The sequence below is a fragment of the Mycobacterium sp. PS03-16 genome (assembly GCF_004570325.1).
GTDB lineage: Bacteria > Actinomycetota > Actinomycetes > Mycobacteriales > Mycobacteriaceae > Mycobacterium.
On record NZ_SPQO01000009.1, the window covers coordinates 169415 to 193376 of the forward strand.

Sequence of the window (23962 nt, forward strand, 5' to 3'; positions counted from 1 at the left end):
CTCAGTCCATGTAGGCGCCGCCGTTGACCGAGAGCGCTTCGCCGGTGATGAACCGGGCGTCCTCGGAGACCAGGAACGCCACCGCGCGGGCGACGTCGTCGGGGGTTTGCAGCCGGCCCAGCGGCGTGGCCGCGATCCAGCCGTCGCGCACCGCCTCCGGCGTCGCGCCGGTGAGGCGGGCCTCCCAGTCGAGTTCGCGCGTCTGCATCGGCGTGGCGACGAAGCCGGGACAGACGCAGTTCACCGTGATCGAGTGGGCCGCCAATTCGAACGCCATCGCCTGGGTCAAGCCGAGCACGCCGAATTTCGAGGCCACATAGTCCGAGAGGAACGGCACGCGGCCCTGTTTGGCCGCCATCGACGCGGTGTTGACGATGGTGCCCGCCCGGCCGGTGCGCACCATGGCCCGGGCCGCGGCCTGCCCGCAGAAGAACACCGCGCGCAGGTTCACCTCCATCGTGCGGTCGTACTGCCCCGCGGTGACGTCGACGAACGACTCCATGGCCGAGATGCCGGCGTTGTTGATCCAGGCGTCCAGGCCCAACCGGTCGGCGACGTCGTCGGCCACCCGGTTTGCCGCGTCGGCATCGGTGACGTCGAGGCGGTGGCTCTCGTGGCCGTCGCCGGTCAGCGCGGCGGCCGATTCCGCGGCGGCCTCGGCGTCGATGTCGGTGACCACCACCCGCCAGCTGCGTTCGGCCAGGGTGGTGACGATGGCCCGGCCGATGCCCGAGCCCGCGCCCGTCACCACGACGGTGCGGCGGGTCGAATCACTGGTCACTGCTGGTCCTTTCGTGCCAACCGGTGCGACACCGGGGTGAGGAGGTCGGACAGTTCGCGCCACTGCCCGTAGGCCTCGGCGTAGCGGTCGACGTGGCGCGGATCGGGAGTCACCGGGTCACCGAGGGTGCGGAAGCGGGCGATGTCGTCCCACCCGTCCACCATCCCGGTGCCCACCGCCGCGGCGAGCGCCGCGCCGAGGGAGGCGCCGGGGTGGCCGACCACCGGTGAGAGTGGCGCGCCGAGGACGTCGGCGAGGATCTGCTTCCACAGCACCGACCGGCTGCCGCCGTTGGTGACCATGGCCTGACCGAGGTCGACGCCGATGTCGGCGAACACCTCGGTGTGGTGGCGGAAGCCGAACGCGATGGCTTCCAGCACCGCGCGGTACATGTCGGCGCGGGTGTGGGCCAGGTCGAGGCCGACGAACGCGCCGCGCAGATCGGGGTCGTGCAGCGGGCTCTTCTCGCCGAGGAAGTACGGCAGGCAGAGCACTTCGGCGGGGGCGCGGTGCGCGGCCTCGTCGTCCAGATCGGTCAGTTCGGTGCCGCCCACCAGCGTCTGGAACCATCGGATCAGGCTGCCGCTGGTGGCCATGCAGCCGTTGGGCAGCCACCGGCCGGGCACCGGGTGGGCGTCGAGGTAGAGGCGCGCGTCGACGACCGGCGTGTCGCTGGCGGCCAGCACGTCACCGGCGCCGCCGAGCTTGACCAGCCAGTCGCCCGGGGCGTTCACACCCGCGGCGTAGGCCGACAACACGTGGTCCGCACCGCCGACGATCAGCGGTAGGCCGGCCGGCAGCCCGGTCGCCTCGGCGGCCTCGGCGCTCAACCCGCCGGCCCACGCCCCGGGAGCGAGCGCCTCGGGCACCAGACCGGACGCCAGCCCGGCCGCGGCCAGCACGGGTTCGTAGCGGCCGCCGTCGAGGGTGCCCAGGCCCGACTCGATCAACCAGTTCAGTTCGACGTGCGGTGCCGCGCCCAGCGCCGTCAGCACCCAGTCGTAGGACCCGACCAGGTGGGCGGTCCGCTGCCAGGTCTGGCTTTCGTTGTCGCGCAACCACATCGCGGTCGGGGCGACGGACTGCTGGGTGATCGCCGATCCGGTCGCGGCCAGCACGGCGGCGGAATCGGTTGCCTCGCGCAGGGTCTCGATCTCACGGGTGGCCCTGGCATCGTTCTGCAGGATCGCACGCCGCACCGGGTTGCCCAGTGCGTCGAGGGCGACCACCGCCGGCACCATGCCGGTGGTGGCCAGTGCGCCGATGCGATCCCCTGGGACGCCCGACTCCGTCAGGACCTGGCGAATGGTGTTGTGCACGTTGATGAGCCACTGGTGTGGGTCGGCTTCGGCGCGTCCGGCCGCTTCGGCCCACAGCCGGGTGTCGCCGGTCGCCTGAGCCACGATGCGGCCGGCGGCGACGTCGACGAGCACGGTCTTGGTTCCGGTCGTGCCGATGTCGACACCGATCGTGAACTGTGCCATGCCGTCCTCTCCGACTCGATTCCCGGTGACCGTACCGCGTATCTGTTAGATTCTCACATGATATGTGTAACCGTCACGTAAATGCGGCGACGAAATCCGGTCACTTTGTTATCTAATAACAGCGTTGATGGCCCCGACAACCGGGAAGGTGTTTGATGACCACGTGGCTCGACGAGGTGTTCGCGGTGCGCAAGCCGGTGATCGCCATGTTGCATCTGGCCGCCCTGCCCGGTGACCCCGGCTTCGACTCCGCGGCCGGTATCCGCGCCGTGGTCGACCGCGCCAGATCCGAACTGCACGCGCTGCGCGACGGCGGCGTCGACGGGGTGATGATCTCCAACGAGTTCAGTCTTCCCTACCTCACCAGGACCGAACCGATCACCGCGATCACGATGGCGCGGGTGATCGGGGAACTGCTCGACGACCTCACGCTGCCGTACGGCGTCAACGTGCTGTGGGACGGCCGGGCGTCGATCGACCTGGCGGTGGCCGTCGGCGCGCAGTGGGTGCGCGAGATCTTCACCGGCGTCTACGCCAGCGACTTCGGGCTGTGGGACACCAATGTCGGCGAAGTCGCCCGCCACCGCCACCGGGTCGGCGGCGATGGTGTCAAGCTGCTGTTCAACATCGTCCCGGAGTCGGCGACCTACCTCGCCGAACGCGATCTGGAGTCCATCACCAAGACCACGGTGTTCGCCACCAAGCCCGACGCGATCTGCGTGTCCGGGTTGACCGCCGGATCCTCCACCGACTCCCAGGCGCTGGCGCTGGTGAAGCGCTCGGCCGGTGCGGTGCCGGTGTTCGTCAACACCGGGGTGCGGGCCGACAACGCCGCCGACCAGTTGGCCATCGCCGACGGCGCGATCGTCGGCACATATTTCAAGGAGGACGGTGTCTTCGAGAACCGGGCCGTCGTTCCGCGGGTCACCGAGCTGATGACCGTCGTCAAAGAGTTCCGCACCACGTTATGACCGAGGTCGACGACCTGCGCGAGCTCGCGGTGACCGCCGCGCAGCGCGGCGCCTATGTGTGCCTGCGCCGGTCGCAGGAGTCCGTGACGGTGGAGACCAAGAGCGCCGCGGGAGACGTCGTGACCCCGGTGGACCGCGAGGCCGAGGAGGTGGTGCGTGCGGTGCTGCTGACCACCCGGCCAGGCGATGCGGTCGTCGGTGAGGAGCTCGCACCGCATGCGGGGACCAGCGGCCTGGAGTGGGTGATCGATCCGCTCGACGGCACCGCGAACTTCACCCGCCAGGTCCCGTACTACGGCACCTCGGTCGCTGTGCGGCGGCGCGACGACGACGTCTGGCTGGCCGGTGCGGTGTGCGCGCCGGCGATCGGGTCGACGTGGAGCGCGGCCGCCGGGGAGGGCGCGCGCGTGGAGGCCGCCGGGTTCACCCGCACGCTGCCACTTCCGCTGCCCGCCACCTCGGCCCGGCTGATCGGTACCGGCCTGTCCTACGATCCGGATCGGCGCCGCCGCCAGATCCGCGAATTACCGGCTCTGGTCGCCGATTTCACCGATATGCGCCGCTTCGGGGCCGCCGCGCTGGATCTGTGCCTGGTCGCCCAGCGCAGCCTGGACGCCTTCGTCGAGGAGGATCTCGACGTCCACGACTGGGCAGCCGGCGCCCTGATCGCCGAGGAGGCCGGCGCCGCGGTGCACCGGCCCCGGCCGGGCCACGACGCGATGTCAGCGCGCTGGCGCTGAGCGAGCGTTCACGCAGACCACCTCGACCCCGGCCGCTTCCAGGGCCGCCACCGTCGGATGCGTGGGTGACCCGTCGGTCACCAGCACCGAGATGTTCGACACCTGCGCGACGTTGATCAGCTGCACGCGACCGAGTTTGGTGGCGTCCGCGGCGACGATCACCCGGTCGGCCGAGCGCATCGCCGCCTGTTTGACGTTGCCTTCCTCGCGGTGGTACTCCGACGCGCCGCGGCGCCCGTCGACGCCGGCGATGCCCATCACGTAGGTGTCGCAGTTGTAGCGCAGATAGAAGTCCTCGGCCTCGGCGCCGATCAGGCTCAGCTCACCCGGCCGGACCTTGCCGCCGGTCAGCAGGATCGTGGTGTCCGGTTCGTCGGCGAGCTCGACCGCCACCAGCACGCTCGGCGTGATCACGGTCAGGCGCAGATCGCGGCCGCGGATCGCGCGGGCCACCGCGAGGACCGTGCTGCCGCTGTCGAGGATCACCGTCTCCTGCGGGGTGAGCAGATCTGCCACCGCACTGGCGATGTGGGTCTTCTCGTCCGCCGCCTCCGCGGCCCTGGCCGCGAAGGACGGCTCGGTGGCCTTGCCGCCGAACGCGATCGCGCCGCCGAGCACCCGACGCGCGACGCCCTGGTCCTCGAGGCGTTCGATGTCGCGGCGGATCGTCATCTCCGAGACGCCGTACTCCTCGGCCAGCGTCGCGAAATCCACCTCGCGGTCGGCATGGATCCGGGCGGCGATCGCCGCCCGGCGGGCATGAGCGTTCAGACCGGCGGCCATCCGTCCAGCGTAGGCCAGGTTTGTGAAAACTTCACATCGATCACACGAATCGTGACATACGGCGCGAAACGTGTGACCTCCGCACAGCCGCGACTAGGGCGTCAGCACCACCGAACCCACCGTCCTGCGGCCCTGAAGATCCCGGTGCGCGCGTTCGGCCTCGGCCAGCGGATACCGCTCGCTGACGGTCACCGTGATGGTGCCCTTCGCGATCGCGTCGAGCAATTCCCCGGCGCGCCATGAGAATTCATCGGCAGTGCGGGTGTGGTGCGCCAGGTTGGGCCGGGTCAGGAACACCGACCCGGCGGCGTTGAGGCGCTGCGGGTCGACCGGTGGCACCGGCCCGCTGCTCGCGCCGAACAGTGCCAGCGTGCCGCGCACGGCGAGGCTGGCCAGGCTGGCGTCGAAGGTCGTCGCACCGACCCCGTCGTAGACGGCGGCGACCCCGTTGCCCCCGGTGAGTTCGCGGATCCGGGCGCCGAACTCCTGCGGATCCTCCGGATAGTCCAGCACCTCGATGGCCCCCGCTCTGCGCGACAGTTCGGCCTTCTCGGGCGTGGAGACGGTGGTGATCACCTTGGCCGCCATGCTGGTCGCCCACTGTGTGAGGATCAGCCCGACCCCGCCGGCGCCGGCGTGCATGAGCACGGAGTCACCCTGCTGCACCGGATATGTCGACTTGAGCAGGTAGTGCGCGGTCATGCCTTTGAGCAGCGACGAGGCGGCCACCTCGGCCGCCACGCCGTCGGGGACGTAGGCCACGAAATCGGCGGGGGCGACGGTGTAGTCGGCGTATGCGCCGAGCGCCTTGTCGGTCACCACCCGGTCGCCGACCTGCAGTGCGGCGACGTCGTCTCCGATCGCCTCGATGGTGCCGCACACCTCGGTGCCGACGACGAACGGCACCTCCCGCGGGTACAGGCCGGACCGGAAGTAGGTGTCGATGAAGTTGACCCCGATGGCCTCGGCCTTGATCAGCACCTGCCCCGGACCGGGCGTGGGCTGCGGCTTCTCGACGTGAGTGAGGACTTCCGGACCGCCGGTTTCGGTGACTTCGATCGCGTACATGCCCTCTATCATTCCCGAGGTGAAGCTGGCCCGCCCCGACGTGTTCCATCCGCGGATCGTGTTGGCCTCATGCCGGGCGCTGCCGGAGAGCGACGGGGACGACGACGGCCTGCTCGACGCGCTGCGCCACCGGGGCCTGCACGCCCGCTGGCTGCCGTGGGACGATCCGGCCACCCTCGAGGCCGACGTGGTGATCCTGCGGGCCACATGGGACTACATCGAGCGGCTCGACGAGTTCCTGGCGTGGGCCCGGCGGGTGCGTCACCTGCTCAACGGACCCGACGTCGTCGCCTGGAACACCGACAAGCGCTACCTCGTCGACCTCGCGCGGCACGGGGTGCCCACGGTGCCGACCCGGGTCTTCGGTCCGGACGAGGCAGTGGTGGTGCCGCCGGTCGAGGCGGTGGTGAAACCGGCCATCGGCGCCGGGTCGACCGGTGCGCGACGATTCGGTGCGCCGCAGGACGCCGCTGCGCACGCCGCGGCGCTGCAGGCCGCAGGCCGCTCGGTGGTCGTCCAGCCCTACGATGCCCGGGTCGAGGACGGCGAGACCGCGCTGGTGTTCCTGGGCGGGCGGCAGTCCCACGCCTTCACCAAGGGCGCGATCCTGCCGGCCGAGGGGCTGCCGGACTTCGACGAGACCGGCACCTACGCCCAGGAGACGCTGTCACCTGCCGAGCCGGACTTCGAGCTGTGGGACACCGGGCATGCGGCGCTGCGGGCCGCGGCCGAGGTGCTGAAGATGCGCGCCGAGGAATTCCTGTACGCGCGGGTGGATCTCATCGGCGGCCGCGACGATCCGCGGGTGCTGGAGGTCGAATTGGTCGAACCGTCACTGGGCTGGCGGCAGCTGCCCGCCGGTGCCCGCGCGGACCGTCAGCGCGACTTCGCCGTCGCCCTGGAGGTCGCGCTGGAGCGGCTCGGGCTGGGCCCGCTCTCGCATCGACGCCCATAGCGCCGAGGTGGCGGCGGTGCAGATGGCCGCGCCGGCCACGTGCACCGCGACCAGGGCCGCCGGGATGCCGGTGGCGAACTGCACGACGCCCACCAACCCCTGACCCACCACCACCGCCACGAGGATGCCCAGCCGGATCAGCACCGGGCGCGGAGCCCGGACGGCGAGCAGGCCGAAGCCGAGCGCGACGATCAGTGACAGGTAGGCGACCAGCAGCGACGAGTGCAGGTGCACCAGCGTGGTGATCTCGACCATCAGCCGCGGCACCGGCTGCTCGATGCTCTTGTCGCCGGCGTGCGGGCCCGCGCCGGTGACCAGCGTGCCGGTGACCAGCACGGCGGCCAGCGCGAGCCCACTGAGCGCGGTGAGCTGGCGCAAGGGGCGGGGCACCTGCCGGACGGGGACACCGTCGTCGGGTTGCCCGATCTTGACGTAGAGCAGCACGGCCACCCACACCATCGCCATCGAGGCCAGCAGGTGGATCGCGACGGTCCACCACAGCAGCCCGGTGAGCACGGTGATGCCACCGATCACCGCCTGCACCACCGTCGACGCCGGCATCAGCCAGGCGTACAGCAGCACCTCGCGCCTGCGCCGCGCCCGGGTGACTGCCAGCACCGCGGCCGCGGCGGTCAGCACCACGAGGAACGTGATGAGCCGGTTGCCGAACTCGACGGCCTGGTGGATGCCCGGCACCTCGGCGTGCGGGACGGGGGTGAAACTGCCGGGGAAGCACTGCGGCCAGGTCGGGCAACCGAGGCCGGATGCGGTGACGCGGACGATCGCACCGGTGACCGCGATCCCGCCCTGGGTGAGGATCACCGCGAGCGCGACGGCGCGCTGCACGCGAAGGCTGGGCAGCGGCAGCAGGTCGACCACCCGCAGGAAGAGACGTCCGACGGACACAGACCGATGGTAGAGCAGCAGAAACTACATCTTGTAGTAGGGCACTGGTAGGACGCCGTCCCGCCGAGACGGCGCTGGTGGTCGCGACCGGCCCCACGGCGCGCCCATGACGTCGCACTCACCGCAGGGCGGAGGCTCAGCGTGCAGCGGCGAACGGCACCAGCACCTCGTCGACGAGGCGGACCACCAGCTCGTCGGTGATCGGGTCGCCGCTGATCAGCAACCGGTGCCACAGCACGCTCTGGCCGAGTTCGCGGGCGATGTCGACCGGGACGTCGGCCCGTACGTCGCCGCGGTCGATGCCGCGGCGCAGCAGCGCGGCCATCTCCTCCTTGCGCCAGCCGATGACGTCGGCCTGCAACGCGCCGGCCAGCTCGGCGTCGTGGACGGTGGCGGCGACGGCGGCGCGGATCAGCGCGGCGTCGGGTCCGGTGAACAGTGCGGCCCAGCCGCGCAGCACGGCCAGCATGTCGCCGCGGTAGCTGCCGGTGTCGGTCGCGGGGATCGCGGTGGTCGCGATCTGCATCAAGGTGTCGCGCAGCAGGCCGGCACGGTCGGGCCAGCGGCGGTAGAGCACCGGCTTGCTGGTGCGGGCGGCCGCCGCAACGGCCTCCATCGTCACCCCGGCCGGCCCGTGTTCGGCCAGCAGGGTGAGCACCGCCGTGCGGATGGCGGCGTCGAGCTCCTCACCGCGGCGGCGGACGACCATCAACCCTCCTGACGTTGGAGAAACGCTTGCGTATCTTACTGTGTCGGCCTAGCGTACAAGACACGTTTCCGTATCTTGGAGGTACCGAAGATGTCGCGTCCCGTGCTGTATCCGCTGCGCTCCGTCGACACCGCCGTCGTGCGCTACACCGCCGCGCCGCACCACCGGCGCCGCACCACGATCGACCACCGCCCGTTGGCCGGCGTCACCCCGGCCATGCTGCTCGACTGGTTCACCCACCTCGGCGGCACCATGACCTACGGCGGGCAGGTGATCGACCGCTACCTGGCCTGGCACCCGCTCGACCACATCCGCTGGGAACTGGCCCGCCCGGCTCCGGGCGGCGGTGCGGCCGAAGGGGCGCGCTTCCGGATCGTCGAGGCCTTCGGCGCCCGGCCGGAGTACCGCGTCGACGTGATCGACCGGGTCGAGAAACTCGACGAAACCGGGATCCGGCTGGTTCAGCGCATCGCGGGGGTGCCGGTGCTCCAGCTCGAGCACACCTGGTCGCGCGGCGCCGAGGGCACGCACTACGTGAGCGTGATGGACATCGGCGCCCGCTCCGCCCTCGCCGCGCCGGTCAATCGCGTGCTGCGCCGGCGCTTCCCGGACCCGATGGTGCGGGCCTGGGTGCGGCACAACATCGAGGAGGTGGGCCGGCTCGAGTACCTGCTGCCCGCGCTGGCGGCCGCGCCGAGATCAGGTGAAGCGGAACCAGCGCAGCGCGCATAGCGAGGCGACCGCGCCCCAGCCGGCCAGCACGGCCATGCCGAACCAGTCCACCGACAGCGTCATCGCCCGGGTCAGCGCCTCGGTCAGCGCACCCGACGGGGTGAGCCGGGCCGCCCAGGACAACCAGTCCGGAACCGCCTTGCCCTCGAGCGTCATCGCGCCCAGCCCGGCGAACACGAACCACAGCAGGTTCGCCACCGCGAGCACGATCTCGGCGCGCAGCGTCCCACCGAGCAGCAGCCCCAGCGCGGCGAAGCCCGCGGTGCCGAGCGCGATGATCACCGCGCCCAGCGCCAGGCCCGCGGCCGCGGGGCGCCAGCCCAGCGCCAGCCCGATCGCCCCGAGCAGGATCGACTGCAGGAACACCACGGCGACGACGGCCAGCGATTTCCCGGCGATGATGCCCCACACCGGCAGTGCGGTCGCCCCGAGCCGTTTGAGCGCCCCGTAGCGACGGTCGAACGCCACCGCGATCGCCTGGCCGGTGAACGCGGTCGAGATCACCGCCAGCGCCATGATCGCGGGGACGAACGTGCCGGCCCGGTCATCGCCGAAGTCTCCCAGGGGCAGCAGCACCATCCCGACCAGCAGCGTGATCGGGATGAACATGGTCAGCAGCAGCTGCTCGCCGTTGCGCAGCAGCAGCCGCAGCTCCAGGCCGAACTGGGCGGTCAGCATCTTCGGCACGGCGGCCGGCCGCGGATCGGGGGTGAAGGTGCCCGGTGCGAAGCGGTTGGTCGTCATCGAATCCTTCGGCGTCACGAGCGCAACTCCCGGCCGGTCAGGTCCAGGAACACGTCCTCGAGGCTGCGCTGTTCGACGCGCATGTCGGTGGCCAGCACATTCAGGCGCGCGCACCACGCCGTCACCGTCGCCAGTACCTGCGGGTCCACATGGCCCTCGACCAGGTACTCGCCGGGAGACGTCTCGGTGGCCCGGTAGCTCTCCGGCAGCGCGGTCACCAGCAGCGCGAGGTCCAGCCGCGGCGGTGCGGTGAAGCGGAGCTGGTTCTCGGCGCCGCTGCGCATCAGCTCGGCCGGTGTGCCGGTCGCGACCGCGACGCCGTGGTCGATGATCACCAGCCGGTCGGCGAGCTCCTCGGCCTCCGTGAGCTGATGAGTGGTCAGCACCACCGTGACGCCGTCACGGCGCAGCCCGTCGATCAGCTCCCACACCACGATGCGGGCGTGCGCGTCCATGCCCGCCGTGGGTTCGTCGAGGAACACCAGCTCCGGGCGCCCGACGACCGCGCAGGCCAGCGCGAGCCGCTGCTGCTGCCCGCCGGACAGCCTGCGGTAGGTGGTCCGGGCGACGTCGCTGAGGCCCAACGTGTCCATCAGCCACTGCGGGTCGAGCGGATCGGCGGCGTACGCCGCGACCAGATGCAGCATCTCGCCCGCCCGCGCCGCCGGGTACCCGCCGCCGCCCTGCAGCATGACGCCGATGCGCTCGCGCACCTTGGTGTTGTGGGCGGCCGGGTCCATGCCGAGGATCTCGATGGTGCCTGCGTCGGGACGCAGGAAGCCCTCGCACATCTCGATCGTGGTGGTCTTACCGGCGCCGTTGGGCCCGAGCAGGGCGAGCACCTCGGCGCGGTGCACGTCGAGGTCGAGCCCGTCGACGGCCGTCGTCGAGCCGTAGCGTTTGGTGACTCCGCGCAACCGCACGGGATCGGCCGACGAGCGTCCGCGCGCGGCGCCGACGGCGTCAGATCCGGTGGTCACGGGGAATCAGCGTATGCGCCCGGCGGGGCGGACTGTGGTTGCGGTGGCCCGGCGGCCGTCCCACCGGGCCCGGGTGGCGCGTCCGGCTCGGGGTCGGGCAGTCCCCGCCACGGCATCCGGCGCCAGGTCAGCGCGATGAGCAGCGCGACGATGACCGCGCTGGCCAGCGTCGCCATCACGATCTGGAACAACGTGAAGCGGTCCCCGTTGGCGGTTGGCCCGAAAATGCCGACGATCAGCGTGACCGCGATCGTGGTGCCCCGGAACCCCGGCCGGGTGGCCCAGGTGGCCAGCGGGATGATCGCCCACAGCAGGTACCAGGGCTGCACCACCGGGAACAGCAGGATCGTCGCGCCGAGGGCCACCCCCAACCCGCCGACCGGGTGCAGGCGGCCGCGCAGCACCGCCAGCAGGAGCCCGGTGACCAGGACGGCGATGATGCTGACGCCGATCGCACGGGTCAGGCCGAGGATCGCGGTGGTGTGGTCGCCGAGCCCCAGCAGGATGCCGACCTGTCCGGTGCCCAGCGCCAGCAGGGTCGGCGGCGACATCCAGCTGCGCACCACATTGGCGGTGCCGAGCGTGAACAGCCAGCCGAAGCCCAGCCCGCTGGCCCATCCGATCACCGCCATGACCGCCACCGCGATCGCGGTCAGCGAACCGCCCGCGATGAAGAACGCCTTGACCGTCCCGCCCCACCGGCAGGCTAGCGCCATCGCCACGAATCCGAGCGCCAGCAGCGACGGCAGCTTCACCTGGGAGGACATCGCGATCAGCACGGTCCCCGCGACCAGCATCGCCAGCGGATACCAGCGCAGCCACTGTCCGCGGTCGGCCGGCCGGCGCACCGGGCGGGGGATGAGCGGGGTGGCCGCGTCGACCCCGCGCAGCGCGAACTCGGTGCCGGCCAGCATCAACCCCAGCATCAGCGCCTCGTTGTGGATGCCGGCGACCAGGTGCATGAACAGCAGCGGATTGCACGGCCCCAGCCACAGCGCGCTCACCTCGGCGACACCGCAGCGCCGGGCCAGCCGCGGGGTGGCCCAGACGATCAGCCCGACCCCGAGCAGCACGACCAGCCGGTGGAACAGCACCGCCCACACGATGTTCTCGCCGGTGATCGCCGAGATCCCCTGGCCGATCCACAAGAACAGCGGCCCGTACGGCGCCGGCGTCTCGCGCCACAGGCTGGGCACCGACAGCGTGAACACATGGTCGAGGCCCAACCCGGTCGCCGGCCCGACCTCGTACGGGTCGAGGCCTTGCAGCGAGATCTCGCTCTGCGCCAGATACGAGTAGACGTCCTTGCTGTACATCGGCGGGGCGATCAGCAGCGGCAGCGCCCACAGCAGCAGCGTGCGGTCCAACTGACTGCGCGACATCCGGCGGCTGCCGAGGGTGAAGCGGCCGAGCATCAGCCATGCCAGCGCCATCATCACCGCGCCGGTCGTGGTCATGGTCAGTGAGACGGTCTGGATCCGCGACGGCAGGTTGAGCAGCCGGACCCCGAAGGTGGGATCCTGCACGACGGGACGGGCGCCGGCGCCGAGCGCGCCGATGGCCATCAACACCGTGCCGGTCGCGCCGAACAGGCGGGTCCGGCGCAGCGCGATCAGGTCGGCGTCGGTGAGCGGGGAGCCGACGGTGCGCTCGTCGCCGTGCCAGCGGGCGATCGAGGAGCTCAGGGACTGCAGCTGCCCGGCCATACGAGCCATTCGAGCAGCGTAGCCGTCCCCACTATGGGCATTGTCACGCCGGGACTAAGGGTGACCTTGGTGGATACCCCCGTCGAATTCCGTCACAATGGTGTTGTGAAATTCCAGTCCGAGACCTCGCGCGCGGTCACGCCCGCACCCGTCTCGGACCGGCACACCCGCGGAGCGATCATCCAGCTGCTGCTGCAGGGACCGGTCACCGCCTCGGAGATCGGCGAGCGGCTGGGCATCTCGGCCGCCGGCGTCCGCCGCCACCTCGACGCGCTGATCGACGCCGGTGACGCCCAGGCCAGCGCCGCGGCGGCCTGGCAGCACACCGGCCGGGGCCGACCGGCCAAGCGCTACCGGCTCACCGCGGCCGGCCGCGCCAAGCTGACCCACGCCTATGACGACCTCGCGGTCGCCGCGATGCGCCAGCTGCGTGAGATCGGCGGCGACGACGCCGTGCGCACCTTCGCCCGCCGCCGGATCGACACCGTGCTGGCGGGAGTAAACGGCGGCGCCGATGACGTTGCACCAGACGTCGAGAGCACCGCCGGGCGGGTCGCCGATGCGCTCACCGAGGCCGGATACGCGACCACCACCACACCGGTCAGCGGGCCGCTCGACGGTGTGCAGATCTGCCAGCACCACTGTCCGGTCTCGCACGTCGCCGAGGAGTTCCCCGAGCTGTGCGAGGCCGAGCGCGAGGCGTTCGCCGAGATCCTCGGCACGCACGTGCAGCGGCTCGCCACGATCGTCAACGGCGACTGCGCGTGCACCACGTTCGTCCCGCGCCATCCCGACAAGCAAGAATCCCTCCGGCGCACAGCCCGCGCCGGATCCGCCACGACATCCCAAGGAGCGTCGACATGACCGCCACCCCGGAGACGACGTCCGTCACCCCGGAGCACACAGTGGGCGAGCCGCTGTCCCAGGAAGAGGCGATCGCCTCGCTGGGCCGTTACGGCTACGGCTGGGCGGACTCCGACGTCGCGGGGTCCAGCGCCCAGCGTGGTCTGTCGGAGGCCGTCGTGCGCGACATCTCGGCCAAGAAGAACGAGCCCGAGTGGATGCTCGACGTCCGGCTGCGCGCGCTGCGCACGTTCGACAAGAAGCCGATGCCGAACTGGGGCTCCAACCTCGAGGGCATCGACTTCGACAACATCAAGTACTTCGTGCGGTCGACGGAGAAGCAGGCCGCCACGTGGGACGACCTGCCCGAGGACATCCGCAACACCTACGACAAGCTGGGTATCCCGGAGGCCGAGAAGCAGCGGCTGGTCTCGGGTGTGGCCGCGCAGTACGAGTCCGAGGTGGTCTACCACCAGATCCGCGAGGACCTCGAGGCCCAGGGCGTGATCTTCCTCGACACGGACTCCGGGCTGCGTGAGCATCCCGAGCTCTTCAAGCAGTACTTCGGCACGGTGATCCCGGCCGGCGACAACAAGTTCTCCGCGCTCAACACCGCGGTGTGGTCGGGCGGTTCGTTCATCTACGTCCCGCCGGGTGTGCACGTCGACATCCCGCTGCAGGCCTACTTCCGGATCAACACCGAGAACATGGGGCAGTTCGAGCGCACGCTGATCATCGTCGACGAGGGCGCCTACGTGCACTACGTCGAGGGCTGCACCGCGCCGATCTACAAGAGCGACTCGCTGCACTCCGCGGTCGTCGAGATCATCGTCAAGCCTGGTGGCCGCTGCCGCTACACCACCATCCAGAACTGGTCGAACAACGTCTACAACCTGGTGACCAAGCGCGCCCGCGCCGAAGCCGGCGCCACCATGGAGTGGATCGACGGCAACATCGGCTCCAAGGTCACGATGAAGTACCCGGCCGTGTGGATGACCGGGGAGCACGCCAAGGGTGAGGTGCTCTCGGTCGCGTTCGCGGGCGAGGGTCAGCACCAGGACACCGGTGCCAAGATGCTGCACCTGGCGCCGAACACCTCGAGCAACATCGTGTCCAAGTCGGTGGCCCGCGGCGGTGGCCGCGCGTCCTACCGTGGCCTGGTCCAGGTCAACAAGGGCGCGGCGGGCTCGAAGTCCAGCGTGAAATGCGATGCGCTGCTGGTCGACACCGTCAGCCGCAGCGACACCTACCCGTACGTCGACATCCGCGAGGACGACGTCACGATGGGCCACGAGGCGACCGTGTCGAAGGTCAGCGAGGATCAGCTGTTCTACCTGATGAGCCGCGGACTCACCGAGGACGAGGCGATGGCGATGGTGGTGCGCGGCTTCGTCGAGCCCATCGCCAAGGAGCTGCCGATGGAGTACGCGCTCGAACTCAACCGGCTCATCGAGCTGCAGATGGAAGGCGCGGTGGGTTAGTGAGTTCGCCATTGCAGACAGCGGCTGAAGGGACGCCCGCCGGCTCGGCGCTCAACAAGGGGGAGATCTTCACCTCGTTCGACGTCAACGCGTTCGAGGTGCCCGGCGGCCGCGACGAGATCTGGCGGTTCACCCCGCTGCGCCGGCTGCGCGGGCTGCACGACGGCTCCGCGACCCCCAGCGCACAGGCCGGTGTCACGGTCACCGAACGGCCCGGCGTCACCGTCGAGACCGTCGGCCGTGACGACACGCGCCTCGGTGAGGGCGGGGTGCCCGCGGATCGTGTTGCCGCGCAAGCCTATTCGTCATTCGAGTCGGCGACGGTGGTGACCGTCGCGCGGGACACCGTGGTCGCCGAGCCGATCGAGATCGTGATCACCGGTCCGGGTGAGGGGGAGGTGGCCTACGGGCACCTGCAGATCCGCATAGAGGAGTTGGCCAAGGCCATCGTCGTGGTGGACCTGCGCGGCAGCGGCACCTACGCCGACAACGTCGAGATCATCGTCGGTGACGCCGCGGGTGTGGGCGTGATCTGGATCGCCGACTGGGCCGACGACATGGTGCACGTCAGCAGCCACCACGCGCGCCTCGGCAAGGACGCGGTGCTCGGGCACGTCAACGTCACCCTCGGCGGGGACGTCGTGCGCACCACAGCGACCGTGCGGTTCACCGCGCCCGGCGGCGACGCGCAGATGCTGGGCACCTACTTCGCCGACGACGGTCAGCACTTCGAATCCCGGCTGCTGGTCGACCACGCCCACCCGAACTGCAAGTCCGACGTGCTCTACAAGGGTGCGCTGCAGGGTGATCCGAAGTCGAACAAGCCCGACGCGCACACCGTGTGGGTCGGCGACGTGCTGATCCGCGCCGCGGCCACCGGCACCGACACCTACGAGGCGAACCGCAATCTGGTGCTCACCGACGGCGCCCGCGCCGACTCGGTGCCGAACCTGGAGATCGAGACCGGCGAGATCGTCGGCGCGGGGCACGCCAGTGCCACCGGTCGATTCGACGACGAGCAGATGTTCTACCTGCAGGCCCGCGGCATCCCGGAAGACCAGGCGCGGCGGCTGATCGTGCGGGGCTTCTTCGGCGAGATCATCTCCAAGATCGCCGTCCCCGCCGTCCGTGACCGCCTCACCGAAGCCATCGAACGCGAGCTCGCCCTCACTGAAGGAACCCATCAGTCATGACCACACTGGAAATCAAAGACCTCCACGTCAGCGTCGCCGGCGCCGAGGACGGGACGCCCAAGCCGATCCTCAAGGGTGTCAACCTCACCGTGAACTCGGGGGAGACCCATGCGCTCATGGGGCCCAACGGGTCCGGCAAGTCGACGCTGTCCTACGCGGTGGCCGGCCACCCCAAGTACACCGTCACCTCCGGGTCGATCACCCTCGACGGCCAGGACGTGCTCGAGATGAGCGTCGATGAGCGCGCCCGCGCCGGGCTGTTCCTGGCCATGCAGTACCCGGTCGAGGTGCCCGGGGTCTCGATGTCGAACTTCCTGCGTACCGCCGCCACCGCCGTGCGCGGTGAGGCGCCCAAGCTGCGGCACTGGGTCAAGGAGGTCAAGTCCGCGCAGGAATCGCTGTCGATCGACCCGTCGTTCGGCGAGCGCAGCGTCAACGAGGGCTTCTCCGGCGGCGAGAAGAAGCGCCACGAGATCCTGCAGCTGTCGCTGCTCAAGCCCAAGATCGCGATCCTCGACGAGACCGACTCCGGCCTCGACGTCGACGCGCTCAAGGTCGTCAGCGAGGGCGTCAACCGCTACGCCGCCGACAACGACGGCGGCGTGCTGGTGATCACCCACTACACCCGCATCCTGCGCTACATCCAGCCGCAGTTCGTGCACGTGTTCGTGGGCGGTCGCATCGTCGAATCCGGCGGCCCCGAACTGGCCGACGAACTCGACGCCAACGGCTACGAGCGGTTCACCCAGCAGGCCGCGGCCGCCGGAGCGTAGAGGGGGCACCATGACCACCGCGGCCCACCGCCTGGACGTGGCCGACGTGGAGAAGGTCCGCGCGGACTTCCCGATCCTGCAGCGGGTGATGCGGGGCGGTAACCGGCTGGCGTACCTGGACTCCGGGGCGACGTCGCAGCGTCCGCTGCCGGTGCTCGACGCCGAACGCGACTTCCTCACCACCTCCTACGGGGCAGTGCACCGAGGTGCCCACCAGCTGATGGAGGAGGCGTCCGACGCCTACGAACAGGGCCGTGCCGACATCGCCGCGTTCGTCGGCGCCGGTCCCGACGAGCTGGTGTTCACCAAGAACGCCACCGAGGCACTGAACCTCGTCGCGTACACGCTCGGGGACAGCCGGTTCGACGGTCACGCGGTCGGGCCCGGCGACGTCATCGTCACCACCGAACTCGAACACCACGCCAACCTGATCCCGTGGCAGGAACTGGCCCGACGTACCGGGGCGACGCTGAAGTGGTACTCGGTCACCGATCAGGGCCGCATCGACCTGGACTCGCTGACGCTCGACGAGCGGGTGAAGGTCGTGGCGTTCAGCCACCACTCCAACGTCACCGGCGCGATCGCCCCGGTCGCCGAGCTGGTGTCGCGGGCGCACGCCGTGGGCGCGCTGACCGTCCTGGACGCCTGCCAGTCCGTCCCGCACCAGCCGGTCGACTTCGCCGCGCTCGGCGTGGACTACGCCGCGTTCTCCGGCCACAAGATGCTGGGGCCCACCGGGATCGGCGCACTGTACGCCCGGCGTGACCTGCTGGCGGCGATGCCGCCGTTCCTCACCGGCGGCTCGATGATCGAGACCGTGACGATGGAGGGCGCCACCTACGCGCCCGCCCCGCAGCGGTTCGAGGCCGGCACGCCGATGACGTCGCAGGTCGTCGGGTTGGCTGCCGCGGCCCGGTATCTGGGCGACATCGGGATGATCGCGGTCGAGGAGCACGAACGCGAGCTGGTGGCCGCCGCACTGGACGGTCTGGCCGGTGTCGACGGGGTGCGGATCATCGGTCCGACAACGATGGCCGACCGCGGATCGCCGGTGTCGTTCGTGATCGACGGCGTCCACGCCCACGACGTCGGGCAGGTGCTCGACGACGACGGCGTGGCCGTGCGGGTGGGTCACCACTGCGCGTGGCCGCTGCACCGCCGCTTCGGGATCGCGGCCACCGCCCGCGCGTCGTTCGCGGTGTACAACACGCTCGACGAGGTGGACCGGCTGGTGGCCGGTGTCCGGCGGGCCGTGGAGTTCTTCGCGTGAAGATCGAATCGCTGTACCAGGACATCATCCTGGATCACTACAAGCATCCGCACGCGCGCGGACTGCGCGAACCGTTCGGCGCCGAGGTGCATCACGTCAACCCGACCTGCGGGGACGAGGTGACGTTGCGCGTCGCGCTGAGCGACGACGGCGAGACGGTCACCGACGTGTCCTACGACGGTCAGGGCTGTTCGATCAGCCAGGCGGCCACCTCGGTGCTCACCGACCAGGTGATCGGTGCGACGGTGGGCGACGCGCTCAAGACCGTCGCCGCGTTCACCGAGATGGTGTCCTCACGGGGCACCGTCGAGGGAGACGAGGACGTGATCGGTGACGGCATCGCCTTCGCCGGCGTCGCCAAGTACCCGGCGCGCGTGAAGTGCGCGCTGCTCGGCTGGATGGCCTTCAAGGATGCGCTCGCCCAGGCATCCCCGGAAACTCAGGAGACAACATGAGCGACACCGCAGCCCCCAACGAGGAACTGCTGGCCGACCTCGAAGAGGCGATGCGCGACGTCGTCGACCCCGAGCTGGGGATCAACGTCGTCGACCTCGGACTGGTCTACGGCCTCGACGTCGAACAGGCCGACGGCGGCAACGTCGCGCTGATCGACATGACTCTCACGTCGGCGGCCTGCCCGCTGACCGACGTGATCGAGGACCAGTCGCGCACCGCGCTCGTCGGCGCCGGCCTGGTCAACGAGATCCGCATCAACTGGGTGTGGAACCCGCCGTGGGGTCCGGACAAGATCACCGAGGACGGCCGCGAGCAGCTGCGCGCGCTGGGCTTCACCGTCTAGCCCCACAGCGGAGGGCCGAGAGGCCACAATCACGCTGTGATCACCGTGCCGGCACCGGTGTGGCGCGGCGGGTTCGCCCGCAGAGCGCTGACCGTGGGTGCCGCGACCGGCCTGTTCGCCGGTGTGATGGCGTGGCTGGATTCCGGTGTGCCCGCGGTCGGGGCCCTCGTGTTCGTGATCGTCGGTGCCATGCTGGGCGTGCTGGCCGCCCGCCGGATGGCGCGGTACTGGCCGGGCGCCGCGGACCTCGACGGGGCGCAGCGAGTCACGGTGGTGTCGGCGGCCCGACGCGGTGACGCTATCGACCCGCCGCTGGCCGCACCGCTGCTCGGCTACTGCCGCGGCCTGCATGAGGCCGCCGACCGCGACCGGCCGCTGCGCCGGCTCATCGCGGTGCTCCTGATCGTCGCCGTCGGCACCGCGGTCTGGGACGCGGCCTACGGCTCGTGGGGCAACGTCGTCGCCTCCGTCATCTACCTCGCGCTTCTCGGATTCGAGGTGCTGTGGTGGCCGCGGCGCCGGGCAGAGCTGCTGACCAATGTGGATCGCGCGGCGAACCTGGCCCGCACGCATTCCTCTGACTAAGGTCAGAGAATGACTCGGGACAAGGTGGCGCAGGTGCGCCGCTTCAACCGCACCGTCACCCAGCGCATCGGCGCCCTCCACGAGCAGTTCCTGGCCTCGGAGCGGTCACTGGCGCAGAACCGGCTGCTGTGGGAGATCGGCGCCGACGGATGCGATCTGCGGGCGCTGCGGGCGCGGCTCGACCTCGACTCCGGATACCTCAGCCGGCTGCTGCGGGCATTGGAGGCGAGCGGGCTGATCGTCACCGAGACCAGCGCCGCCGACGCGCGGGTACGCACCGCCCGGCTCACCGCCGCGGGTCGATCCGAGCTCGCCTCGCTCAACCGCCGCTCCGATGACGCCGCCGCGGCCATCCTCGCGCCGCTGAACCCGCAACAGCGGGATCGGCTGGTGGCCGCGATGGCTGACGTCGAGCGGCTGTTGACCGCATCGACCGTCGTTGTGCGCCAGCGCGATCCGGATCAAGCGGACGCGCAGGCGTGTCTGCGGACGTACTACGCCGAACTGGCGGACCGCTTCTCGGAAGGCTACGACCCGGCGCTCAGCCCGGTGGCCGAGGCGGAGATGACCCCGCCGCACGGCCTGCTGCTGGTCGCCTACCTGCACGACGACCCCGTCGGGTGCGGGGCGCTGGTGTGGTACCCCGAAGCGGTCGGGCTGGTGAAGCGGATGTGGGTGTCGCCTTCGGTGCGGGGACTCGGGCTGGGCCGGCGCCTCCTGGCCGAACTCGAAGCCCGGGCCGGGGCGCACGGTGTGCGGCTGATGCGGCTGGACACCCGCAGCGAGCTCATCGAGGCGATCGGGATGTACCGCAGTGCCGGCTACCGCGAGGTCGCCCCTTTCAGCGACGAGCCCTATGCCGACCACTGGTACGAGAAACCCCTCCACGACGCCGCGCCGCCGGAAGCCTGAGCGGGGCCCGGCGGCGGCCGTTTGCGCGCTCGGCGCCCCGGGAACATCTGCCGTCGTACCCGCGTTAGGAGGACCATGACCACGCGAGACATCACCGCCGAAGAGTTCAACGACACGATCACCGAGAACGAGATCGTGCTCGTCGACTTCTGGGCGTCCTGGTGCGGCCCGTGTAAGCAGTTCGCGCCGACCTTCGCCGCCTCGGCCGAAAAGCACCCCGACGTCGTGTACGCCAAGGTCGACACCGAGGCTGAGCAGGCGCTGGCCGCGGCCGCCGACATCCGGTCGATCCCGACGCTGATGGCCTTCAAGAAGGGCAAGTTGGTCTTCAACCAGGCCGGCGCGCTGCCACCCGCGGCGCTGGAGGACCTGGTGCAGAAGGTCAAGGAATTCGACGTCGACGCCGCGATCGCCGCGCAGGACAACGGCCAGCCGCAGTGACGTGCCGCACGCGATAGCGTGCGGTGTGTGACCGAACACGATCAATACGTCCTCGTCGAGCGGCCGCGCCCGCACGTCGCGCTGGTGACGCTCAACCGCCCGGAGCGGATGAACTCCATGGCGTTCGACGTCATGGTGCCGCTGCGGGCGGTGCTCGGCGAACTGACCTATGACAACGACGTGCGCGCCGTCGTGCTCACCGGGGCGGGTCGCGGTTTCTCCTCCGGGGCCGACCACAAGTCCGCGGGCTCGGTCCCGCATGTCGCCGGGCTCACCCGGCCGAGCTACGCGCTGCGGTCCATGGAAGTGCTCGACGACGTCATCCTGGCGCTGCGCAAGATGCATCAGCCCGTCATCGCCGCGGTGAACGGGGCGGCGATCGGCGGGGGTCTGTGCCTGGCGCTGGCCGCCGACATCCGGGTCGCCGCATCCGGCGCGTACTTCCGCGCCGCGGGCATCAACAACGGGCTGACCGCCAGCGAGCTGGGGTTGAGCTATCTGCTGCCGCGAGCGATCGGGTCATCGCGGGCCTTCGAGATCATGCTCACCGGCCGCGACGTCGATGCCGAGGAGGCCGAACGCATCGGGCTGGTGTCGCGGTGTGTGCCCGAGGACGACCTGCTCGAGGCGTGTTACGACATCGTTGAGCGCATCGCCGCGTACTCGCGGCCCGGCGTCGAGCTGACCAAACGCACGCTGTGGAGCGGGCTGGACGCAGGCAGCCTGGAAGCCCACATGCAGGCCGAAGGGCTCGGACAGCTCTACGTGCGGTTGCTGACGGCAAACTTCGAGGAGGCGGTCGCCGCCCGCGCCGAGAAGCGACCCGCCGTCTTCACCGACGAGAGGCAGTGAGCGCGGCCACCCCAGCGGTTATCGGTTGGCGTCGGCGCCCCGCCTGCGACTAACCTCGAACAAGCCGCTCATCGCGGCGTCGGGCGCTGCCGTGCCCACATGCATTCGTACCCGTCAGGAGAGTCGCGCCCGTGATCACCGCAACGGACCTCGAGGTCCGCGCCGGGGCGCGTACGCTGCTCTACGCCGAAGGCGCCGCACTGCGCGTCCAGGCCGGCGACCGGATCGGCCTGGTCGGGCGCAACGGTGCGGGCAAGACCACGACCATGCGGATCCTGGCCGGGGAGGGCGAACCCTACGCCGGTGCGGTGACCCGCAGCGGTGAGGTGGGCTATCTGCCCCAGGACCCGCGCGAGGGCGACCTCGACGTGCTCGCGCGCGACCGGGTGCTGTCCGCGCGCGGTCTCGACACCCTGCTCTCCGACCTGGAGAAGCAGCAGGTGCTGATGGCCGAGGTGGCCGACGACGCCGCCCGCGACAAGGCCGTGCGCCGCTACGGCCAACTCGAGGAACGGTTCTCGGCGCTGGGCGGATACGCCGCCGAGAGCGAGGCCGGCCGGATCTGCGCCAGCCTCGGCCTGCCGGAGCGGGTGCTCACTCAGTCGTTGCGCACGCTGTCCGGCGGGCAGCGCCGCCGCATCGAACTGGCGCGCATCCTGTTCGCCGCCAGCGACTCCGGTTCCGGCTCGGCGACGACGCTGCTGCTCGACGAGCCGACCAACCACCTCGACGCCGACTCGATCACCTGGCTGCGCGACTTCCTGCAGAACCACACCGGCGGGTTGGTGGTGATCAGCCACAACGTGGAACTGCTCGCCGCCGTCGTCAATCGGGTGTGGTTCCTCGATGCGGTCCGCGGCGAGGTCGACGTCTACAACATGACCTGGCAGAAGTACCTCGACGCCAGGGCCACCGACGAGCAGCGCCGCCGGCGCGAACGCGCCAACGCCGAGAAGAAGGCCTCCGCGCTGCGGGCGCAGGCCGCCAAAATGGGCGCCAAGGCCACCAAAGCGGTTGCCGCACAGAACATGCTGCGCCGCGCCGAACGGATGATGGCGGCCCTCGACGAAGAGCGGGTGGCCGACAAGGTGGCTCGCATCAAGTTCCCCGACCCCGCCCCGTGCGGCCGCACACCGCTGGTGGCCAAGGGGCTGACGAAGAACTACGGCTCCCTGGAGGTGTTCACCGGGCTGGACCTGGCGATCGACCGGGGATCGCGGGTCGTGGTGCTCGGCCTCAACGGTGCCGGCAAGACCACGCTGCTGCGGCTGCTGGCCGGGGTGGAGACCCCCGATGCGGGCGGCCTGGAACCGGGTCACGGCCTGAAGATGGGCTACTTCGCCCAGGAACACGACACGCTCGACGATCACGCGACGGTGTGGGAGAACATCCGCCACGCCGCACCCGACACCGGTGAGCAGGATCTGCGAGGCCTGTTGGGCGCCTTCATGTTCAGCGGCGCGCAGCTCGACCAGCCGGCCGGCACGCTGTCCGGCGGCGAGAAGACGCGGCTGGCGCTGGCCGGGCTCGTCGCGTCGACCGCGAACGTCCTGCTGCTCGACGAGCCGACCAACAACCTCGATCCGGCCTCGCGCGAGCAGGTCCTCGACGCGCTGCGCAGCTATGTCGGTGCGGTGGTGCTGGTGACCCACGATCCCGGCGCGGCCGAGGCGCTCAACCCGCAGCGCGTGGTGCTGCTGCCCGACGGCACCGAGGACTTCTGGTCCGAGGAATACCGGGACCTCATCGAGCTCGCCTGAGCCCCGCCGGGCCCGGGTGAGCATAGGTTTGCCTGACCTAGAGTCGAATTGCGAATCGTTTCACGAAATTGACCTTTCCAGCGGATTAACCGTTTCTACGCTGGGGTACGTCGGGGCAGTCGGGGCATTCCTAGCGGGGAGATGTCATGAAGAAGTCCAACAAGTCCCGGGAAGATCTGCTGACCGAGTTGCGGACCGCGTACGAGGGGGGCGCGAGCATCCGGTCGCTCGTGGCATCGACCGGCCGCTCGTACGGATCGATCCACAGCATGCTGCGCGAATCGGGCACCACGATGCGTAGCCGCGGCGGCCCCAATCACCGCACCCGCCGCGCCAGCTGACGCCACCGCTCTAGGTGTACTCGGCGGTCAGGTTGGTGACAGTCGGCTGGTCGGGGGTTGTCCTCCGAGGGCTGAATGGCGGCGTTGATTGTTGTAGTAGTCGAGCCAGGGGGCAAGGGCTGCGCAGCGGGCGTCGTTGGTGGTGAAGACCTG

The 23962-nt window shown here is 70.4% G+C and carries 26 protein-coding genes; 16 read left to right on the forward strand and 10 right to left on the reverse strand.

What is annotated here, in order from left to right:
• Position 1: 1 nt before the first annotated feature.
• Together E4P42_RS10685 and E4P42_RS10690 are read right to left on the reverse strand one after the other, a co-directional pair.
• Positions 2-781 (reverse strand): SDR family NAD(P)-dependent oxidoreductase, encoded by a 780-nt coding sequence (locus E4P42_RS10685; RefSeq protein WP_135125942.1) that lies wholly within the window; start codon positions 779-781, stop codon positions 2-4.
• Positions 778-2265: an FGGY-family carbohydrate kinase gene (locus E4P42_RS10690; protein ID WP_135125944.1), complete on the reverse strand. Its 1488-nt coding sequence runs from the start codon at positions 2263-2265 to the stop codon at positions 778-780. The genes E4P42_RS10685 and E4P42_RS10690 overlap by 4 nt, the downstream gene beginning before the upstream one ends.
• Before the next feature lie 155 nt (positions 2266-2420).
• Between E4P42_RS10690 and E4P42_RS10695 the strand changes: the two genes are divergently transcribed.
• Positions 2421-3236, forward strand: a complete 816-nt coding sequence (locus tag E4P42_RS10695) for a BtpA/SgcQ family protein (RefSeq protein WP_135125946.1) — start codon at positions 2421-2423, stop codon at positions 3234-3236.
• Positions 3233-3976 carry an inositol monophosphatase family protein gene (locus tag E4P42_RS10700; protein ID WP_135125948.1) on the forward strand — a complete coding sequence of 248 codons (744 nt, stop codon included), beginning with the start codon at positions 3233-3235 and terminating at the stop codon, positions 3974-3976. Before E4P42_RS10695 ends, E4P42_RS10700 begins: the two co-directional genes overlap by 4 nt.
• Here the strand turns inward: E4P42_RS10700 and E4P42_RS10705 are convergent.
• From E4P42_RS10705 to E4P42_RS10720, 4 genes are all read right to left on the reverse strand, one after another.
• Positions 3959-4759: a DeoR/GlpR family DNA-binding transcription regulator gene (locus E4P42_RS10705; protein WP_167759443.1), complete on the reverse strand. Its 801-nt coding sequence runs from the start codon at positions 4757-4759 to the stop codon at positions 3959-3961. The genes E4P42_RS10700 and E4P42_RS10705 overlap by 18 nt on opposite strands.
• A 93-nt stretch (positions 4760-4852) precedes the next feature.
• Complete coding sequence (locus E4P42_RS10710; protein WP_167759444.1) at positions 4853-5827, reverse strand: quinone oxidoreductase; 975 nt, start codon at positions 5825-5827, stop codon at positions 4853-4855.
• A gap of 832 nt (positions 5828-6659) precedes the next feature.
• Positions 6660-7661 (reverse strand): heme A synthase, encoded by a 1002-nt coding sequence (locus E4P42_RS10715; protein WP_245233972.1) that lies wholly within the window; start codon positions 7659-7661, stop codon positions 6660-6662.
• A gap of 163 nt (positions 7662-7824) precedes the next feature.
• Positions 7825-8397: a TetR/AcrR family transcriptional regulator gene (locus tag E4P42_RS10720; protein ID WP_135125957.1), complete on the reverse strand. Its 573-nt coding sequence runs from the start codon at positions 8395-8397 to the stop codon at positions 7825-7827.
• A 90-nt stretch (positions 8398-8487) separates the two neighbouring features.
• Here E4P42_RS10720 and E4P42_RS10725 point away from each other — a divergent pair, with 90 nt between their 5' ends.
• Positions 8488-9129 carry a hypothetical protein gene (locus E4P42_RS10725; RefSeq protein ID WP_135125959.1) on the forward strand — a complete coding sequence of 214 codons (642 nt, stop codon included), beginning with the start codon at positions 8488-8490 and terminating at the stop codon, positions 9127-9129.
• Here E4P42_RS10725 and E4P42_RS10730 read toward each other — a convergent pair.
• Genes E4P42_RS10730 through mptB form a run of 3 tightly spaced genes read right to left on the reverse strand, consistent with a single transcriptional unit; the run spans position 9097 to position 12559 of the window.
• Positions 9097-9873, reverse strand: coding sequence for an ABC transporter permease (locus E4P42_RS10730; RefSeq protein ID WP_135125961.1), 777 nt, complete (start codon positions 9871-9873; stop codon positions 9097-9099). The two genes, E4P42_RS10725 and E4P42_RS10730, sit on opposite strands and share 33 nt — an antisense overlap.
• A 14-nt stretch (positions 9874-9887) precedes the next feature.
• A complete protein-coding gene (locus tag E4P42_RS10735) occupies positions 9888-10796 on the reverse strand; it encodes an ABC transporter ATP-binding protein (protein ID WP_209305750.1) in 909 nt (302 codons plus the stop codon).
• Positions 10797-10849: 53 nt separating this feature from the next.
• Positions 10850-12559, reverse strand: a complete 1710-nt coding sequence (gene mptB, locus E4P42_RS10740) for a polyprenol phosphomannose-dependent alpha 1,6 mannosyltransferase MptB (protein WP_167759447.1) — start codon at positions 12557-12559, stop codon at positions 10850-10852.
• 33 nt (positions 12560-12592) lie between these two features.
• Here mptB and E4P42_RS10745 point away from each other — a divergent pair, with 33 nt between their 5' ends.
• The 13 genes from E4P42_RS10745 to E4P42_RS10805 all read left to right on the forward strand — a co-directional run bounded on the left by E4P42_RS10745 (position 12593) and on the right by E4P42_RS10805 (position 23809).
• Positions 12593-13423, forward strand: a complete 831-nt coding sequence (locus E4P42_RS10745; RefSeq protein WP_135125967.1) for a metalloregulator ArsR/SmtB family transcription factor — start codon at positions 12593-12595, stop codon at positions 13421-13423.
• Positions 13420-14883 (forward strand): Fe-S cluster assembly protein SufB, encoded by a 1464-nt coding sequence (gene sufB, locus E4P42_RS10750; protein ID WP_135125969.1) that lies wholly within the window; start codon positions 13420-13422, stop codon positions 14881-14883. Before E4P42_RS10745 ends, sufB begins: the two co-directional genes overlap by 4 nt.
• Positions 14884-14894: 11 nt before the next feature.
• A complete protein-coding gene (sufD, locus tag E4P42_RS10755) occupies positions 14895-16076 on the forward strand; it encodes a Fe-S cluster assembly protein SufD (protein WP_371287013.1) in 1182 nt (393 codons plus the stop codon).
• Complete coding sequence (sufC, locus tag E4P42_RS10760) at positions 16073-16849, forward strand: Fe-S cluster assembly ATPase SufC (RefSeq protein ID WP_135125974.1); 777 nt, start codon at positions 16073-16075, stop codon at positions 16847-16849. Before sufD ends, sufC begins: the two co-directional genes overlap by 4 nt.
• Positions 16850-16859: 10 nt before the next feature.
• Positions 16860-18119, forward strand: a complete 1260-nt coding sequence (locus tag E4P42_RS10765) for a cysteine desulfurase (RefSeq protein WP_135125976.1) — start codon at positions 16860-16862, stop codon at positions 18117-18119.
• A complete protein-coding gene (sufU, locus tag E4P42_RS10770; protein ID WP_135125978.1) occupies positions 18116-18574 on the forward strand; it encodes a Fe-S cluster assembly sulfur transfer protein SufU in 459 nt (152 codons plus the stop codon). Before E4P42_RS10765 ends, sufU begins: the two co-directional genes overlap by 4 nt.
• Entirely contained in the window at positions 18571-18918 is a 348-nt protein-coding gene (locus E4P42_RS10775) for a metal-sulfur cluster assembly factor (RefSeq protein WP_135125980.1), read from the forward strand. The genes sufU and E4P42_RS10775 overlap by 4 nt, the downstream gene beginning before the upstream one ends.
• 36 nt (positions 18919-18954) lie before the next feature.
• Entirely contained in the window at positions 18955-19503 is a 549-nt protein-coding gene (locus tag E4P42_RS10780; RefSeq protein WP_135125982.1) for a hypothetical protein, read from the forward strand.
• A gap of 9 nt (positions 19504-19512) precedes the next feature.
• A complete protein-coding gene (locus tag E4P42_RS10785; protein WP_135125984.1) occupies positions 19513-20415 on the forward strand; it encodes a bifunctional helix-turn-helix transcriptional regulator/GNAT family N-acetyltransferase in 903 nt (300 codons plus the stop codon).
• Positions 20416-20490: 75 nt separating this feature from the next.
• The gene (trxA, locus tag E4P42_RS10790; protein WP_135125986.1) at positions 20491-20856 is read left to right on the forward strand and encodes a thioredoxin; all 366 of its coding nucleotides are present in this window, start codon (positions 20491-20493) and stop codon (positions 20854-20856) included.
• Between the two features lie 18 nt (positions 20857-20874).
• Positions 20875-21708 carry an enoyl-CoA hydratase gene (locus tag E4P42_RS10795; protein WP_135125988.1) on the forward strand — a complete coding sequence of 278 codons (834 nt, stop codon included), beginning with the start codon at positions 20875-20877 and terminating at the stop codon, positions 21706-21708.
• A 131-nt stretch (positions 21709-21839) separates the two neighbouring features.
• On the forward strand, positions 21840-23468 hold the full coding sequence (locus E4P42_RS10800) for an ABC-F family ATP-binding cassette domain-containing protein (protein WP_135125990.1): 1629 nt from the start codon (positions 21840-21842) through the stop codon (positions 23466-23468).
• 146 nt (positions 23469-23614) lie between these two features.
• Entirely contained in the window at positions 23615-23809 is a 195-nt protein-coding gene (locus E4P42_RS10805) for a helix-turn-helix domain-containing protein (protein WP_135125992.1), read from the forward strand.
• A gap of 27 nt (positions 23810-23836) precedes the next feature.
• On the opposite strand, the gene E4P42_RS10810 is transcribed toward E4P42_RS10805, so the two are convergent.
• A partial coding sequence (locus E4P42_RS10810; protein WP_167759318.1) for an integrase core domain-containing protein occupies positions 23837-23962 on the reverse strand: 126 nt, incomplete at its 5' end.